This window comes from Cognatitamlana onchidii (assembly GCF_004804355.1).
Lineage (GTDB): Bacteria > Bacteroidota > Bacteroidia > Flavobacteriales > Flavobacteriaceae > Cognatitamlana > Cognatitamlana onchidii.
In genome coordinates, this window is the sequence record NZ_SRWZ01000007.1 from 24,383 (window position 1) to 39,862 (window position 15,480).

At 33.5% G+C, this 15,480-nt stretch carries 20 protein-coding genes and 1 tRNA gene; 14 read left to right on the forward strand and 7 right to left on the reverse strand.

Features of this window, described 5'->3' with window-relative positions:
• The first annotated feature begins 53 nt into the window (after positions 1-53).
• Positions 54-335, forward strand: a complete 282-nt coding sequence (gene ppnP, locus E5D58_RS12890) for a pyrimidine/purine nucleoside phosphorylase (protein ID WP_136482419.1) — start codon at positions 54-56, stop codon at positions 333-335.
• A gap of 83 nt (positions 336-418) precedes the next feature.
• Positions 419-1,246 (forward strand): OmpA/MotB family protein, encoded by an 828-nt coding sequence (locus tag E5D58_RS12895; protein WP_136482421.1) that lies wholly within the window; start codon positions 419-421, stop codon positions 1,244-1,246.
• Between the two features lie 77 nt (positions 1,247-1,323).
• Here E5D58_RS12895 and gdhA read toward each other — a convergent pair whose 3' ends face one another.
• On the reverse strand, positions 1,324-2,667 hold the full coding sequence (gene gdhA / locus E5D58_RS12900) for an NADP-specific glutamate dehydrogenase (protein ID WP_136482423.1): 1,344 nt from the start codon (positions 2,665-2,667) through the stop codon (positions 1,324-1,326).
• A 201-nt stretch (positions 2,668-2,868) separates the two neighbouring features.
• On the opposite strand from gdhA, the gene E5D58_RS12905 reads away from it, so the two are divergent.
• Positions 2,869-3,672, forward strand: coding sequence for a THC0290_0291 family protein (locus E5D58_RS12905; RefSeq protein ID WP_136482425.1), 804 nt, complete (start codon positions 2,869-2,871; stop codon positions 3,670-3,672).
• Positions 3,673-4,014: 342 nt separating this feature from the next.
• On the opposite strand, the gene E5D58_RS12910 is transcribed toward E5D58_RS12905, so the two are convergent.
• Positions 4,015-4,479: a DinB family protein gene (locus tag E5D58_RS12910; RefSeq protein WP_136482427.1), complete on the reverse strand. Its 465-nt coding sequence runs from the start codon at positions 4,477-4,479 to the stop codon at positions 4,015-4,017.
• 54 nt (positions 4,480-4,533) lie between these two features.
• On the opposite strand from E5D58_RS12910, the gene E5D58_RS12915 reads away from it, so the two are divergent.
• The 8 genes from E5D58_RS12915 (at position 4,534) to E5D58_RS12950 (ending at position 8,022) form a co-directional block, all read left to right on the forward strand.
• Complete coding sequence (locus tag E5D58_RS12915) at positions 4,534-4,896, forward strand: arsenate reductase family protein (RefSeq protein WP_136482429.1); 363 nt, start codon at positions 4,534-4,536, stop codon at positions 4,894-4,896.
• Positions 4,897-4,980: 84 nt separating this feature from the next.
• Positions 4,981-5,337, forward strand: coding sequence for a YtxH domain-containing protein (locus tag E5D58_RS12920; protein ID WP_136482431.1), 357 nt, complete (start codon positions 4,981-4,983; stop codon positions 5,335-5,337).
• Positions 5,337-5,699, forward strand: coding sequence for a hypothetical protein (locus E5D58_RS12925; protein ID WP_136482433.1), 363 nt, complete (start codon positions 5,337-5,339; stop codon positions 5,697-5,699). The genes E5D58_RS12920 and E5D58_RS12925 overlap by 1 nt, the downstream gene beginning before the upstream one ends.
• Positions 5,686-5,889: a hypothetical protein gene (locus E5D58_RS12930; RefSeq protein ID WP_136482435.1), complete on the forward strand. Its 204-nt coding sequence runs from the start codon at positions 5,686-5,688 to the stop codon at positions 5,887-5,889. The genes E5D58_RS12925 and E5D58_RS12930 overlap by 14 nt, the downstream gene beginning before the upstream one ends.
• A 187-nt stretch (positions 5,890-6,076) precedes the next feature.
• Positions 6,077-6,388, forward strand: coding sequence for a PID-CTERM protein-sorting domain-containing protein (locus tag E5D58_RS12935; RefSeq protein WP_136482437.1), 312 nt, complete (start codon positions 6,077-6,079; stop codon positions 6,386-6,388).
• Positions 6,389-6,649: 261 nt separating this feature from the next.
• Entirely contained in the window at positions 6,650-7,048 is a 399-nt protein-coding gene (locus tag E5D58_RS12940; protein WP_136482439.1) for a PID-CTERM protein-sorting domain-containing protein, read from the forward strand.
• A 55-nt stretch (positions 7,049-7,103) separates the two neighbouring features.
• On the forward strand, positions 7,104-7,622 hold the full coding sequence (locus E5D58_RS12945) for an archaeosortase/exosortase family protein (RefSeq protein ID WP_136482441.1): 519 nt from the start codon (positions 7,104-7,106) through the stop codon (positions 7,620-7,622).
• On the forward strand, positions 7,609-8,022 hold the full coding sequence (locus tag E5D58_RS12950) for a hypothetical protein (protein WP_136482443.1): 414 nt from the start codon (positions 7,609-7,611) through the stop codon (positions 8,020-8,022). The genes E5D58_RS12945 and E5D58_RS12950 overlap by 14 nt, the downstream gene beginning before the upstream one ends.
• Before the next feature lie 469 nt (positions 8,023-8,491).
• Here the strand turns inward: E5D58_RS12950 and E5D58_RS12955 are convergent, their stop codons facing one another.
• The 4 genes from E5D58_RS12955 to rseP form a co-directional block, all read right to left on the reverse strand.
• Positions 8,492-9,082, reverse strand: a complete 591-nt coding sequence (locus E5D58_RS12955; protein WP_136482445.1) for an outer membrane beta-barrel protein — start codon at positions 9,080-9,082, stop codon at positions 8,492-8,494.
• Positions 9,083-9,091: 9 nt separating this feature from the next.
• Complete coding sequence (locus E5D58_RS12960) at positions 9,092-9,703, reverse strand: DUF4136 domain-containing protein (protein WP_168796691.1); 612 nt, start codon at positions 9,701-9,703, stop codon at positions 9,092-9,094.
• A gap of 337 nt (positions 9,704-10,040) precedes the next feature.
• Positions 10,041-10,114 (reverse strand) — tRNA-Asn (locus E5D58_RS12965).
• 74 nt (positions 10,115-10,188) lie between these two features.
• Positions 10,189-11,535 (reverse strand): RIP metalloprotease RseP, encoded by a 1,347-nt coding sequence (gene rseP / locus E5D58_RS12970; protein ID WP_136482449.1) that lies wholly within the window; start codon positions 11,533-11,535, stop codon positions 10,189-10,191.
• Between the two features lie 170 nt (positions 11,536-11,705).
• Here rseP and E5D58_RS12975 point away from each other — a divergent pair, with 170 nt between their 5' ends.
• The 3 genes from E5D58_RS12975 to feoB all read left to right on the forward strand — a co-directional run bounded on the left by E5D58_RS12975 (position 11,706) and on the right by feoB (position 14,781).
• The gene (locus E5D58_RS12975; RefSeq protein WP_136482451.1) at positions 11,706-12,380 is read left to right on the forward strand and encodes an SCO family protein; all 675 of its coding nucleotides are present in this window, start codon (positions 11,706-11,708) and stop codon (positions 12,378-12,380) included.
• A 72-nt stretch (positions 12,381-12,452) separates the two neighbouring features.
• The gene (locus tag E5D58_RS12980; RefSeq protein WP_136482453.1) at positions 12,453-12,689 is read left to right on the forward strand and encodes a FeoA family protein; all 237 of its coding nucleotides are present in this window, start codon (positions 12,453-12,455) and stop codon (positions 12,687-12,689) included.
• The gene (gene feoB / locus E5D58_RS12985) at positions 12,682-14,781 is read left to right on the forward strand and encodes a ferrous iron transport protein B (protein ID WP_136482455.1); all 2,100 of its coding nucleotides are present in this window, start codon (positions 12,682-12,684) and stop codon (positions 14,779-14,781) included. Before E5D58_RS12980 ends, feoB begins: the two co-directional genes overlap by 8 nt.
• A 161-nt stretch (positions 14,782-14,942) precedes the next feature.
• Here feoB and E5D58_RS12995 read toward each other — a convergent pair whose 3' ends face one another.
• Positions 14,943-15,476 carry a DUF4251 domain-containing protein gene (locus E5D58_RS12995; protein WP_168796692.1) on the reverse strand — a complete coding sequence of 178 codons (534 nt, stop codon included), beginning with the start codon at positions 15,474-15,476 and terminating at the stop codon, positions 14,943-14,945.
• Positions 15,477-15,480 lie beyond the last annotated feature (4 nt).

Consider the following 15,480-nt stretch of genomic DNA (forward strand, 5'->3'; position numbering starts at 1 on the left):
ACTCGTATTTCTCTATACCTTATACCTATTTTGAAACTTTAAAAACAAAATTTATGATTGCAACTAACGAATATTTTGAAGGTCAAGTAAAATCTTTAGGCTACAATAGGACTTCTGGAAAATCTACTATAGGAGTCATGGAGCCAGGTACGTATGAATTTGGCACATCTACCCACGAAACTATGCAAGTTATTGAAGGAGAGATGATTGTAAAATTACCAAATAATGATGACTGGATCACATACAAGGCTGGTGAATCTTATGAAATTGAAGCCAACCAATCGTTTCAGGTAAAAGTTTTGGAGCAAACAGCCTACCTGTGTAAATACCAGTAGTAATATTTTTTAAAAAATCAATGTAATTCGTAATCTGGATGAGGGTTTATTACGTAAATCTTCTAAACCAAAAGTTATTAATTATGAAAAGAATTTCAATCTTACTACTTGCTGTTATTACGTTCTCTTGTGTTTCAAAAAAGAAATACTTAGCATTAGAGCAAGAAAACGGACAAATTAAAAGTGAATTACAAAAAACTCAAGTTGAAAAAGAAGAATTAGAGGAAAAATTTGCAAAAATTGAGGCGCGAGTTGATGCATACAATGAAAAAATCAACACTCTTAAAGCCGAAACAGACGGAAAACTAGAGGTTAAAGATGGTGCTGTGATTTCCAATAATACTAAGGCTAAAATGCGTGAAACATTGAAAAATGTGGATCCAGAAAAACTAAGCCAAGCTAAAACTTTAAAAGATTCTATGAATTTAGCTGTTGCTTATAACCTTGAAAAAACAATCAACTCGAGTAATATTGATGAAGATGAAGACTTTGCAGTAAACATCAATGAAACGGTTGTAATGATTTCTATTGCCGACAACATGTTATTTAATACAGGTAGTTACAGATTAAGCTCAAAAGCTGATCCAATCTTGAAAAAATTGGCAGACGTTATTAATTCTGAACCAAGCTTAGATGTTATGGTTGAAGGGCATACCGATTCTAGAACAATTAATACAGAGTTTATTGCAGATAACTGGGACTTAAGTGTTTTAAGAGCTACATCGGTGGTTCGTAAACTACAAGACAAATATAATGTTGCTCCGGAAAAATTGATAGCCTCAGGTAGAAGCAGCTACCAACCTATTGCAGAAAACAACTCGACAGAAAATAGAGCCAAAAATAGAAGAACTAGAATTATAATTCTTCCAAATATTGACAAATTTTTTGCCCTTATGGCTTCAGAAAACTAGAGTAAAGATCACATAAACTTAGAAAAAAATGCTTCTCAAATTGAGAAGCATTTTTTTTCATTTAACAACAGATGCTACTAAACGATTCCTTGGGCCAACATGGCGTCGGCTACTTTAACAAAACCTGCAATATTAGCACCACGAACATAATCAATATAGCCATCATCGTCTTTACCATATTCCAAACAAGACGCATGAATATCTGCCATAATATCTTTAAGTTTATTATCCACCTCTTCTCTAGACCATTTAAATCTTAAGGAGTTCTGTGTCATCTCTAGACCAGAAGTAGCAACACCTCCCGCGTTTGATGCCTTACCGGGAGCAAACAATATTTTAGCTTTTTGAAACGCATTTATAGCCCCAATTGTAGATGGCATATTTGCACCCTCACTTACACAGATACATCCATTGTTTAGCAATGCATTGGCATCTTCTTCTTGAAGTTCATTTTGCGTAGCACAGGGCAATGCAATATCGCATTTAACATGCCAAGGGGTCTTCCCTTTTACAAACTCTGCGCTTGGATATGCTTTTAAGTACTCACTAATCCTACCTCTTTTATCATTCTTTAATTCCATTACAAAGGCTAACTTTTCTTCGTTGATACCATCCTTATCATAAATATAACCTGAGGAATCAGAAAGTGTAAGCACTTTACCCCCTAGCTGAAGTACTTTTTCGGCTGCATATTGCGCTACATTTCCTGACCCTGAAACAACCACGTTCTTACCTTCAATAGTATGACCCTGTGTTTCCAACATTTTTTGCGCAAAATAAACGGTTCCATACCCTGTAGCTTCAGGCCGTATTAAGGAACCTCCCCAAGACATACCTTTACCTGTTAAAACACCAGTAAACTCGTTACTAATTTTCTTGTACATACCAAATAAAAAACCAATCTCACGAGCCCCAACACCAATATCACCTGCAGGCACATCAGTATTATGGCCAATATGCCTAAACAGTTCGCTCATAAAAGCATGACAAAATCGCATTATTTCGTTGTCACTTTTTCCCTTAGGATCAAAATCGCTACCTCCTTTACCACCACCCATTGGTAAAGTAGTTAAACTGTTTTTAAAAACTTGTTCAAACGCTAAAAACTTCAGAATACTTAAATTAACAGATGGATGAAATCTTAATCCGCCTTTGTAAGGTCCAATAGCAGAATTCATCTGTACTCGGTATCCTCTGTTTACCTGAATTTCCCCTTCATCATCAACCCAACAAACCCTGAATGAAATAACCCGTTCTGGCTCCACCATTCTTAGCAAAATGTTCTTTCCATAGTAAATATCATGTTTTACAATATAAGGGATTACCGTCTCTGCAACTTCCTCTACTGCTTGCAAGAACTCTGGTTCATGACCATTTCTTTGCTTGACGAGATCTAAAAATGCTTCAATTTTTCTTTTCATAAATACAATTATTAAAGAATTATTTATTAAATATGTAGTTTATTGGGACAAATATACATTATATTCAAAAATACACATGTTTTTTTCTTAATTTCATAATAAAATACCGTTTAAAAATTCCACTAGTATTTTAATATTTGTTTCTAGTGTCAGTTTTTATATATTTGTTCGTAATTATGCCTCGAAAAAACGCACCTTTTTATGCTTAAACGAAAACACTTTGGACTTAGTTTTTGCTTGTTACTTTTCATGCAGTTTGCTAATGCTCAGTTTGGGTTATATCACGAAATAGGTGTTATTGCTGGCCCAGTGCAATTAAGATCTGATTTTGGTCAAAGGCAAAATTCTGAAACTAATTTTGGGAATATGGGATTTGGAGTTGGAATTGTACATTATTTAAACTTCACATATGCAGATGCTCACATATCCTCTTTCACAAATACCTACTTTAACGACCATTTTAAGGTAAGAACTGAATTATCATACAACACATCAAAACTTGAACATTTTGGTGAGTGGGTTGACCCATCGAAAACTAGTGAAAACGCCAAAAGACTAAGAGCCCACAAAGGAGAAGCTAATAACTTTGATATTGGAGCCCAATTAGAATTTTCACCTTTAAGTTTAAATGAATTTCAAGGATATGGTCATCGATTCTCACCATTTGTGTCCTTGGGGGCCCATTATACATTTTCTAATGCTAAGGTTAGCACAACTTACGACAACCCCAATCCAGATGCAATAGGAGACGTTACAGATCCGAGTAATTTTTATTCCTTTTGGGAACCAGGATCGGTAGATGTTTCTAGTCCTAATTCATGGTCTATAGTTACAAGTGCAGGTGTTAACTACAAACTAACAAGAGTTTCGGATTTAATGTTAGACTTTAGGTTCCAATACTATCTCAATGATTGGGTAGATGGTCTTAACCACCAATTACCTAGTAACAAAGGTAATGACTGGTTGGTTTGGATTAATGTAGGCTACATTCACTATTTGGACTAATTTTCCGGTCTTAGATAATATTACCTTGACCTAAGAGAAACGCACGCCACTCCACGCTTACTTTCTAGTGGATTGACACCAGTAGTCTTTCAAGTAAAAAATCAGGGCCGAAAGATTAGGTTTTAACACAAAATCATTACCAACCAAAAACAACAATATTGAGATTAGCTTTGAAAAAAGTGTTTGCCAGTTATAGCCCCAAAAAGAATCTAAAGACTATTTAGCCTCAACAATACCTCCAACAAAAGCCCTCTAATAAAGAAGGCCCGTTTATTTAATACACTAGAATGGCTCCTATAAACTAGGCCCGATTTCACCCGTTTAGAAAAAAAGAGAAGTTATTTAACCTTTAACAGCTCTTAATAAAGCTAAAATATATCCGTAATGAATGCCTTCATGGGTCACAATAAACTGCAAAGCTTCGTTAATATTATGAAGTGTATTACCTGTTGTAGATACAGTGTACGTGTTATACGTTTTAAAAACACCCGCATCATAGTCCTTTTCCGTTTTCTCAATAGTAGAAAACAACAAGGCCTTTATCTCTTCCATTTCTTCTATAGAAAGATCGCCATGAGGGCTTGAGCCTTTCATAAACCTACTAATCATATCGTCTGATAGTCCTACCTCTAAACCAGATAACTTATAAGCGAGTAATTGTTCCGTTACCGCAATATGACCAATATTCCAAATAATGTTATTATTAAAACCTTCTGGTATTTTATTTAAATCTTCTAAAGAATTATTATCGATAATGTCTTTGAAAATGCCTCTCATGTTCTTTAATATCTGAAATGTAAAATCCATTTAATTCTTTTTTTGATAAATATAATCTTAATTTGCCTTTTAAATGATTCATCCATGAAAAAAGTATACTATTTAAAGACTTGTAACACTTGTACTAGAATAATCAAGGCCTTGAACTTAGACCAAGGTTTTATCCTTCAAGACATAAAAAGCGACCCCATTTCGGTAGAGCAGCTAGACGAGATGAAAAGTCTTGCGGGTTCCTATGAAGCACTTTTTAGTAAACGCGCAAAACTTTATAAGGAAATGGACCTAAAAAATCAAAACCTAACAGAACGCGATTACAAAGCTTATATATTAGAGCATTACACGTTTTTAAGCAGACCTGTCATTATTTTTGATGAGCAGATTTTTATTGGAAGCTCAAAAAAAACATTAGATACGTTAAAAAAGGCTCTTGAAAAGAATAAACCATAAGTATATAAGTCGCAGCATTGGAGCTTTCAAACAAGTGTAAATTTTTTTAGTTAATTTTAAACAGTCTTATTTTAAAATTTTAATATGGGCAATAATGGAAATGGGTTTTTAGGGTTCTTAGCAGGTGGAGCCATTGGTGTAATGTTAGGAGTATTGTTTGCGCCTGACAAAGGTAGTTCTACAAGAAAAAAAGTACTTGATGAGGCCTTACTGGTAAAAAATGAGCTTTCTGAAAAAGCCAGTGATATTATTGAGAATCTGGAATCTTCATTGAATAACAAAGAATTTTTGGAAGAGCAACTTGATTCGATGCTAACAAATGTGAGCTATAAGGCAGATGACCTCATTGAATATTTAGAAAACAAACTAACATTACTAAAAGAAAAAAATAAAAGTTACCAGCGCAAATCGAATATTGACCCTAATACAAGCATTGATTAATGGGAGTTATTGATTCCATAAAAGATACAAATAAAAAAGCTTCAGAAGTTGGTGAGCAATTTCTGAACAAATCATATGACTACTACAAGCTTAAAGCCTTTAAACAGTTGGTAATTTCTATTAGTATGCTTCTTAAAATTATTGTTATAGGGGGCTTAGTAGCTATAGGTTTTACATTTCTAACAATTGCTCTAGGAATAAAAGTGAGCTTGTACCTTAAAAGCTATGTTTTAGGGTTTACATCAATAGGTATTATTTATCTTGTCTTAGGCTTGATTGCTTATTTTTTAAGAAAGTACATTACTAATATAATAGTAAAATCATTATCAAAACATTTTTTTAACAAAGATGAAAGTCTATAAAAATATAGAAAGTATTGAGCGTGACTTAAAAATCCTTGACCTAGAACGCAAAATAGCTTTAGAAGAATTAAAACTTTTAAAAAATGATTATGAAAACAGCTTTAGGTTACCCAATTGGTTTCAAAGCGGATTGAGCATTTTAAATAAAGCAAGCACAATTCTTATGCTGAAAAGAGTGTTTAAAAAATAAATAATACTTCATACAAATCTTTTCAAACTCAATTCGACAAACAAACTATATTCTTCGACAAACTAAGTAAAGTTATAATTGACTTGGTTCTTTAATATGGTGATTTCGACCATATATCGAAAAAAAAAGTTGCAATTAAATTATAGGGTAATTTAGCAATGCTATTAATCCATTTTTTAAAGAAATTATGAAATCAAAATTGTTGACCCTTAGCAAATACTTTGCTATGGTACTTTTTATTGCAGCCTTAATCGTCCCTTCTGAAGTGGGAGCAACAACAGTAGACAGAAAAGAAAAAAAAGAAAAACCTCAAAAACCTCAAAGACCTCAAAGACCTCAAAGACCAAAAAAACCTAAGAATAAAAAATGCAAAAACGGCTGTAGAAAAGGCTGCCCTCACACTAACAAATCAGGTAAATCAATCCCATTAGATGGAGGTCTGAGTATATTAGTTTTAGGCGCAGCAGCATTTGGTGTTAGAAAATTAAAAAGAAAATAAATAGGTATTGGTCACCTTGCAAGAATCAATCTTATCAAAAAAAGGGCTCTAAATTTATTAGAGGCCTTTTTTGCTTAGAACTGAAATTTTAAAATTTAGCCTTATCATTAGTTGTAAAAAAGTCCGATAAACTGAACCATTTATTACCAAACACCAAAAAAAAAAGAATTTTATCGAAAAATACTCTGGACTTTCCTTAAAAAGTAAAAATGTTATTAATTTCATATAGCTATTATTAACCAATTTAAAGATTTCATGGAAATGAATAAGATTTTTAGAATTCTAAAGCCCCTCTTGATTATTCTTGTTTTTACATTCTATACCAATGCTAATGCCTCTACCTCATCAAGCAGCATGATTCATATTGAGCAAGGTTCAATGAAAAACATATCTACAACCACAATTGGTATTTCACTAAACATGTACTCTTTGACTTGGGGTCATTCTAAATGGAAAAAATTCTTGGAATGGCTGAAAAATGCTATTTGTAGCAAGTGTGGAACTAAATGTGGAGGATCTTGCGGACCCAATGGAGGAGGTACTCCCCCTGGAGGAGGAACTTCAATTCCTTTAGATGGTGGCTTGAGCATTCTAGCACTAGGAGCTGCAGCATTTGGAATAAGAAAATTACGAAACACAAAGAACGGTAAACAGCATTAGTGTATTAAAAGACAAAATTCCTTCACCAATAAGGCTTTTCTTAGGAAAAGCCTTATTGATTTTTATCATTTGGGAAATTGTTTATGGCTTATTCTTGTATGATTCACAAATTATCGATCGGTTATTGACTACGCATGTTGGAGAATCCTCTGTGATGATTTTGAATAACTTGGGAGATTTTTCAGGATTCACCTCTAGAACAGAAAGTTGGAGCTCAGTTTATTCAGGAGAAACGTTGGAAAATCAGGTTTCTGCAATTTATCATAATAACAAAAGAGTTCTTTATATTGCCAACGCTTGTAATGGACTTTCCCTTTTGGTTCTATACATTGGTTTTATTGTGTGTATGCCTTCTAGTTTTTGGCGAAAACTAAAATATATAGTTTTAGGACTTTTGGTGTTAGATTCCATTAATATTATGAGATGTGTTGGTTTAATCTTGTTACAAGAGTATTATGAAACCTATTTTGACTTTGCGCATCATTATTTGTTTAAAGCAACTGTATATGCATCTACCTTTTTTATATGGATGATATACTCACGAAAAATCAATTTAAAAAATGAAGTTATATAAATCCGATAAAATTCGCTTCATTTCTGGACTAATCATTATAATTCTAATATATTCGTTCTATTATATATACTTTGTAGAAAATAAAAACACCTTACCTATTTCAAGAAAACTCAAGCATGCTATTATGCTTTTGGCTACAGTAGCTGTTTACTTTGTAGGAACATTACATTTGGGAAAATTAAAAGACTCATGGATGTCGTCAATATGGCACTTAGTTCACATTTCTGGTTTAAGCATAATTACTTTATTGGGGTTTGCAGACTGGGTCCTAACCAATGGAATCTCTTTAAGTTTAAGAAGTTTTACCCTTTCTGTTCAAGAAATACTGATTTCACCAGTGCTATATGTTGCTATGGGTTTACTCAATAAAAGTTTAAATAGAGATGAAAAACCTAATTAATTATTTAAACTGGTGCTAAATAAAATTAGTCAAACTTATACTTTGCGAATAATTCTGCATCGAAAATTAGCATTCATTCTCTGAATAACACAAACAGTTTTTGCTATAAAGCTTTCCAATTTAAAAATTGGAGAAACAATTCTATAAAAACACTTACAAATAAGCCCAAAAAAACTATCAAACAGAAACACATCTCTGTAAAGTCTTTAACTTGCTTAGCTAACCCAAATATTGTTTTGACAAACCTATTCAAAAAGAATTATTCAGGCTTGCTTTATTATACGACAGTAAATATAATAGTCTCATCCACTGGCGGAATAGCTCAAATATAAAAAACCGGGGAAGTAAACAATCAATTTATTATACAATCTATAGAATGTAGCTCCATATGTTTAATAACTGTCTAAAGCCACAACCTTTTGGCGCAAAAAAAAGACTTAAGTTTACTAGTCCAATAATAACCTTAATATTAATTATCCCAGAAAACGCCTAAAGCAAGACCAAAATGAGATAAACCATCCAGCCCACCAGACTTTGCCGCGTAATTATACCGAAAAGCACCTCTTAATCCAAATCCATATCTCAATTCGTATTCTATTCCAAGCTCTGGTCGTAAACTAAATTGCCATGCATCACTAGACAGAATATACAAACCTAAATCCTGTTCCTGTTTGTTATACATAACACCAACGCCTAAAGATATAAAAGGTGTCAATTCTTTTTTTGATGAATTAAAAAAGTAACTTCCTGTAACATGAATAGGCAAACTATTTATATAATTATAGCGTCTAGCAGAAACAGTTTCTGTACCGTTTTCAGTAGTTTGATACCCTATATCTTCGTAAAATGTTTGCCAACTAATACTTCCGCCTATACCCCAATTTCTGTTAAGCTCGTGGGTATAATCAAAACCTACACCCCTCCAGCTAGTAGTACCAATAAATTCCGAGGTTTCCCCAGTCGGGAATCCAATAATATAATTAAGACTATACTTATCTTGTGCAACTGTTATTGTTGAAATAGCTAATAAACCAACGAATAATATAAATTTAAATTTCATAAGTCATCTTTAATTATTGAATGGCGCTTGATTAAAAGCTTGATCTAAGTTTCTATCTATTCTATCTATAATATAATTGGTACTCCCTTGTAGTAAACCATTTATACCGCAAATCCAAATAACTGGAATCTCATTATTGATGGCGCCATTAGGCACGGTCATTTGAATCAAAATTGAGCCTGTCTTGTACCCCCCAACGTAACCAGGGAAATAACCTGGATACCACCAACCCCAACCTGGATATCCTGGCGGCGGGAAATAATAATAAAAACTTTTATCAAATGCAGAGGCTACGATAACAATTTCAGGGCTTTCAGACTCATCTATCTGAGTCCAATTCATCGCATCTAAATTGGTCTTTAAATTACTTAAAATAGCATCGCTATAAACTTTATCTATATATTCTGGATCATCATCATCGTTTCCATCAATCTTAATAACCCTATCCGGCAATGAATAACTGTAGGTCTTATTAAAATCATAATCCGGTGAATAGTTCGTGTATACCAAATCATAATCACTTACATATTGCCCGCCCTCTGGGGTACAACCAGCAACAAATAAAATGAAAGAAAATAAAAATAGAAAATCAAATCGTTTTACATTTAGAATATACTTCATAGCGTATGCCATTAAAATTTTTAAAGCCCAGTAGGAGTTTTAAGGTCGGTAAAATTACAATATTTTTTTGTAGATAAACTAGTTAAAATCGAATCAGAAAAAAATCTTAAACTAAGATATAACAGTTTTTAAAGTGGATATAAAACCTAATGGTCTTTAAAAGCCCCTGAGGCATATAACCTTATATTATTTGTTTAAAATCATTTAATCTTCAACTATAAAGTAGCTTAAATGTAATTAAATTTATAGATCACCAATAAAGCAAACATAAATTATTTACAGAAAAATTAAGCAAAAAAAAGACCTCACATCTCTGTGAAGTCTTTAACTTGCTAAGCTCCTCTTCTTGGGCTCGAACCAAGGACCCTCTGATTAACAGTCAGATGCTCTAACCAACTGAGCTAAAGAGGAAGATTGATTTTTGCTTTAGCGAGTGCAAATATATATTGTTTTTTAAATACTACAAATTTTTTTTGATGAATTTTTTAACCAAACATCGCTTTATAGATATCATTACCATTAGCAAATAAAACCAGCGCTATCAAAATAAAGAATCCTACCATTTGGGCATACTCCATAAACTTGTCCCCGGGCTTTCTTCCAGATACCATTTCATATAACAAAAACATGACGTGCCCTCCATCCAATGCTGGTATGGGCAACAAGTTTAGAACGCCTAACATAATTGATAAAAAGGCGGTGATGCTCCAAAACACTTGCCAACTCCAAGTACTCGGAAAAATATCGTATATTGCCTTAAAACCACCAACACCCTTGTAGGCTCCTGTGCTAGGTGTAAAAATAGCTGCTAGCTGATCCCAGTAAGAAACGATTCTATCTTTTGCTTTTTTCATTCCCACAGGAAATGATTCTAAAAAACCATAATCTTTAACATCAAAATCGTAATAACCTAAAGCATTCAATGTTTCAGGCGTTGAACTTCCCGCAATAACTAAACCTAACTTAGCTTCTTCACTTACCTTTAAGGGTAGGCTTATTTTATTATCCTCTCTTTTTACTAAGGTAGTCACATCCTGCCCTTTATATACCTCCAACAAATTCTTCACCTCATCGGCATACCTAGTAGGCTTTCCATTAATTTCTACGATAATATCGCCTTCTTTTAGTCCGCTACCCTTATTAAATGAGGTATCAGGAACTTGAACTACTACAAATGGCTGTCGTAAACTAATAAACCCTTTCTCTTTAGCGTCCATTAACTGCGATAAAAAGTCCTCCGGCATATTTATGGTAGACTTTGATCCGTTTCTATCAATCACAATATCTTTCCCGAATAAAACTTTTTCAGAAATCTCAGAAAACGTTTCAATTTTATCACCATCAACTTCTATAATTTTATCTCCGGTGTACAGCCCTGCTTTATTAGCCACGGTACTCTCAATTAATAGACCATCTTTAATATTATCGTTAGGCAAAAACGTGTCGCCATAAAAATAGCTCATCCCAATATAAATTAAAATCGCCAGTATAAAGTTTACAGTTACGCCTCCTAACATTATGATAAGCCGCTGCCAAGCCGGTTTAGAACGAAACTCCCACGGCTGTGGTTCCTGTGCCATTTGCTCTGTATCCATACTTTCATCAATCATACCAGCAATTTTCACGTACCCTCCTAAAGGCAACCAACCAATTCCATAAACTGTTTCACCAATTTTCTTTTTAAACAATGAGAACTTCACATCAAAAAACAGGTAAAACTTTTCCACACGGGTTTTAAAAGCTTTTGCAGGAATAAAATGTCCTAATTCATGTAAAATGATTAGTAGAGAAAGACTGAGTAGAAACTGCGATATTTTTATAACAAACTCCATATAGTAGGCTTAGCATTTTTTTATAACCGCACAAAAGTAAGGTTTTAAACCAACTTTGAAAAAACAATTGCTCTTCTGACTGATATTTAACAGCAATTTAAGCTTCTATTTAAATCTTAAAATCTAAATTTCATTGTATTTTTGCTCTACCGAATTGTCATTGACTTCCTATGCTGGCCTTCTTTAAAGATTATAAACTGTTTGCTATTGTTTTTGGAATAATCTCACTTATCATTATTTCCTTAATTTACAACACCTTAAATGTATATCAACCGCTTCCCATCTATCAACCTGCTATGGTTAGTACGGAATTAGTGGATAGCACCATTCAGTATCAAAAAAAATATCATAAAATAGCCGACTTTGAACTTCTTAACCAAAACGGGAACGTTGTTACTCAAGAGACTTACAGAGATAAAATATATGTGGCCGATTTCTTTTTTACAACTTGCCAAACCATATGCCCAATCATGACCGATCATATGGTAAAAATTCAAGAAAGTATTAAAAATGATAACGATATCATGTTGTTATCGCATTCCGTAACACCAGAAATAGATAGTGTTGCACGACTTAAGCACTATGCTTTAAAAAAAGGTGTTATAGATAAAAAATGGAACCTTGTTACTGGTGATAAAAAGGTTATTTACAAATTGGCAAGAAAGAGCTATTTAGCTGTTAAAGATAATGGCGACGGCGGTCCTTTTGATATGATTCATACTGAAAACTTCATGCTAATTGATAAGAAAAAACAAATTAGGGGCTTTTATGACGGCACCAATGCTGAGGACATAAACCGCCTATTAAAAGACATAAGCATACTTAGGGAAGAATACAAACAATAGTTTTTTTACATCTATTTTTTTAGCGATATTTTTTACACTATTTTTGCTTCTTTAAAATCAATCTAAATAAGCTTGCAAGACACTTTAGCGCAATTAAAACGAGGAGAAAACGCTGTTATTACAGACGTTTCATCAAATCAAATTCCATTAAAACTTCTTGAAATGGGCTGCCTCCCAGGTAACCCTGTACAATTGGTTCAACTAGCTCCTTTTCAAGACCCCATGTACTTAAACATAAATGGTTCGCATCTTGCTATAAGACGAGAGACCGCTGCTCATATCCTAATTGAAAAAGTAACGCATGAGTAAGCAAATAAATGTAGCTTTAATTGGGAATCCCAATACAGGAAAAACCTCTGTATTTAATGCACTAACAGGGTTAAATCAAAAAGTAGGTAACTATCCTGGCATAACTGTTGAGAAAAAAGAAGGTGTTTGCAAGCTATCGCGAGGTGTTAAAGCTCATATTATTGATTTACCCGGTACCTACAGCCTCAATGCCTCTTCATTAGACGAAAATGTAGTTATTGAACTGTTGCTTAATCAAAACGACAAAGATTTTCCTGATATTGCTGTAGTCGTTACAGACGTTGAAAACCTGAAACGCAACCTGTTGCTTTTTACGCAAATAAAAGATTTACAAATTCCAACGCTTCTGGTTATTAACATGGCTGACAGAATGAAATACAAAGGGATTTCATTGGATATTGATTATTTAGAAGAGCAACTTGAAACCAAAATTGCACTAATTAGTACACGGAAAAATGAAGGCATCGATCATCTTAAAAGCCTTATTACTAGTTACAAAGATATCTCGATAAAACCTTGTATAGATATTAAATCTATTGAACCAAAGTATTTTGAAAATTTACAAAAAGTCTTTCCAAATCAACTACTCTATAAGCTTTGGTTAGTAATAACTCAAGATGTAAATTTCGGAAAAACCAATAGAAAAGATTTTGATGCCGTAGAAGATTTCAAAACAAAAAGTGCGAGTGACTTAAAACGATTACAGCAAAAGGAAACAATTAAACGCTATCAGTTTATAAATAACGCTCTTAAATTAGGACAACAGATAGATACTTCGCAAGCAAAAGATTTAAGAAGCAAGCTAGATAGAGTCTTAATGCATAAAGTATGGGGCTATGTGATATTCTTTTTAATATTGCTTCTTATTTTTCAGGCTATTTATGATTGGGCAAGCATCCCTATGGACTTAATAGATTCGGCGTTTGCAACCTTAAGTGAGTGGACTGAAAACGTCTTACCGCCAGGAGCCTTTACCGACTTATTATCTGAAGGTATTATTCCTGGATTAGGTGGTATCGTTATTTTTATTCCTCAAATAGCATTTCTATTCTTATTTATTGCCGTTTTAGAAGAAAGTGGTTATATGAGTCGTGTGGTCTTTTTAATGGATCGTGTAATGAGACGATTTGGATTAAGTGGCAAAAGTGTCGTGCCCCTCATTTCTGGTACTGCTTGCGCGATTCCTGCTATCATGGCCACTAGAAACATTGAAAACTGGAAGGAAAGATTAATCACTATTCTTGTAACACCGTTTACTACCTGTTCCGCAAGATTGCCTGTTTACTTAATAATCATTTCTTTAGTTATTCCTGAAGGTAGATTTTTTGTTTTAAGTTACCAAGCACTCACCTTAATGCTTTTGTATTTAATTGGGTTTGGAACAGCAGTTTTATCGGCATACGTGTTAAATAAACTTTTAAAAATAAAAAGTAAATCGTTTTTTGTTGTTGAAATGCCAAATTACAAGCTGCCGCTTTTTAAAAACGTGGCATTTACTGTTATTGAAAAAACAAAAGCCTTTGTATTTGGAGCAGGGAAAATCATTTTAGCGATTTCAATAATCTTATGGTTTTTAGCATCTTATGGTATAGGTGAAAACTTTAATAATGCTGAACAAATTATTAAAACAGAATATGCCTCTGAAAATTTGAATGAAAATGAGCTTCAAAACAAAATAGCCTCACATAAACTAGAATACTCATTTATTGGTGTGGTTGGTAGAAGTATCGAACCCATTATAAGACCTCTTGGTTACGACTGGAAAATTGGTATTGCCATTGTAAGTTCTTTTGCAGCAAGAGAGGTTTTTGTTGGGACTTTGGCAACTATATATAGCGTTGGAAGCGATGACGAGGAAACCATAAAAAATAGAATGGCTGGAGAGGTAAATCCTTTTTTTGGGGGGGCTCTATTTAATTTTGCTTCCGGTATTTCTCTACTTTTATTTTATGCCTTTGCTATGCAATGCATGAGTACATTGGCCATTGTTAAAAAAGAAACTAACAGCTGGAAATGGCCTGTTTTACAATTAGTTATTATGACCATTTTTGCTTATCTTATTGCGTTATTAGCCTTTCAACTTTTGAAGTAATGAATAATTTTATACAGAATATACTTGCCTTTACAGCTATCGCTCTTGCTTTAGCCTTTCTTATTCGAAAGTTTATATGGTCTAAACCAAAGGCTAAAGCTAAAAAGACCTGTGGTGCAAATAACTGTGGTTGTCAATAAGCATGTATTATAGAAGATAAACTATTTGGAAGAAATCCTTCCGTAGTAGGTCATAACACTTTTTCTATTACTTGTTATGGTAACCGTACAGCCCCCCTCAGACGAGACACTTAAATTAAGCCTATAGCTATCACTATCATCTTTAACCTCCATGGTAATCCTAGTCGTTTTCTTTTCATTAACCGAATAGTTCTCAGGTTTTCCTTTAAAATATAAACCGGCATCATTCGACCCATAGTGTCCTGCCCCTGTTGCCTGACCAAAAAAAGGCATTTCACTTTCAACCATTTCTGGACTAAACTTAATAAAATTCTCATTACTAGTTAAATCTACTGTCCTTCCTCCAGCCGCAATAGCTGTCCTGCCAACAAAAGTAAAAGTTTTAGTTGCTAACAAAGCTTTAGTTGCCTCTTGTTTTTGCAACTTTTCTTTTTCTTTTAACTCTTTTTTACTCTGCCCTTGAGCAAGTCCTGAATTAAAAAAAAGGCCTATGCAAAACACCAGCATTAACACCTTTAAATAAGACGCACTCTCAATATTATTCGATAACCGCATTTTT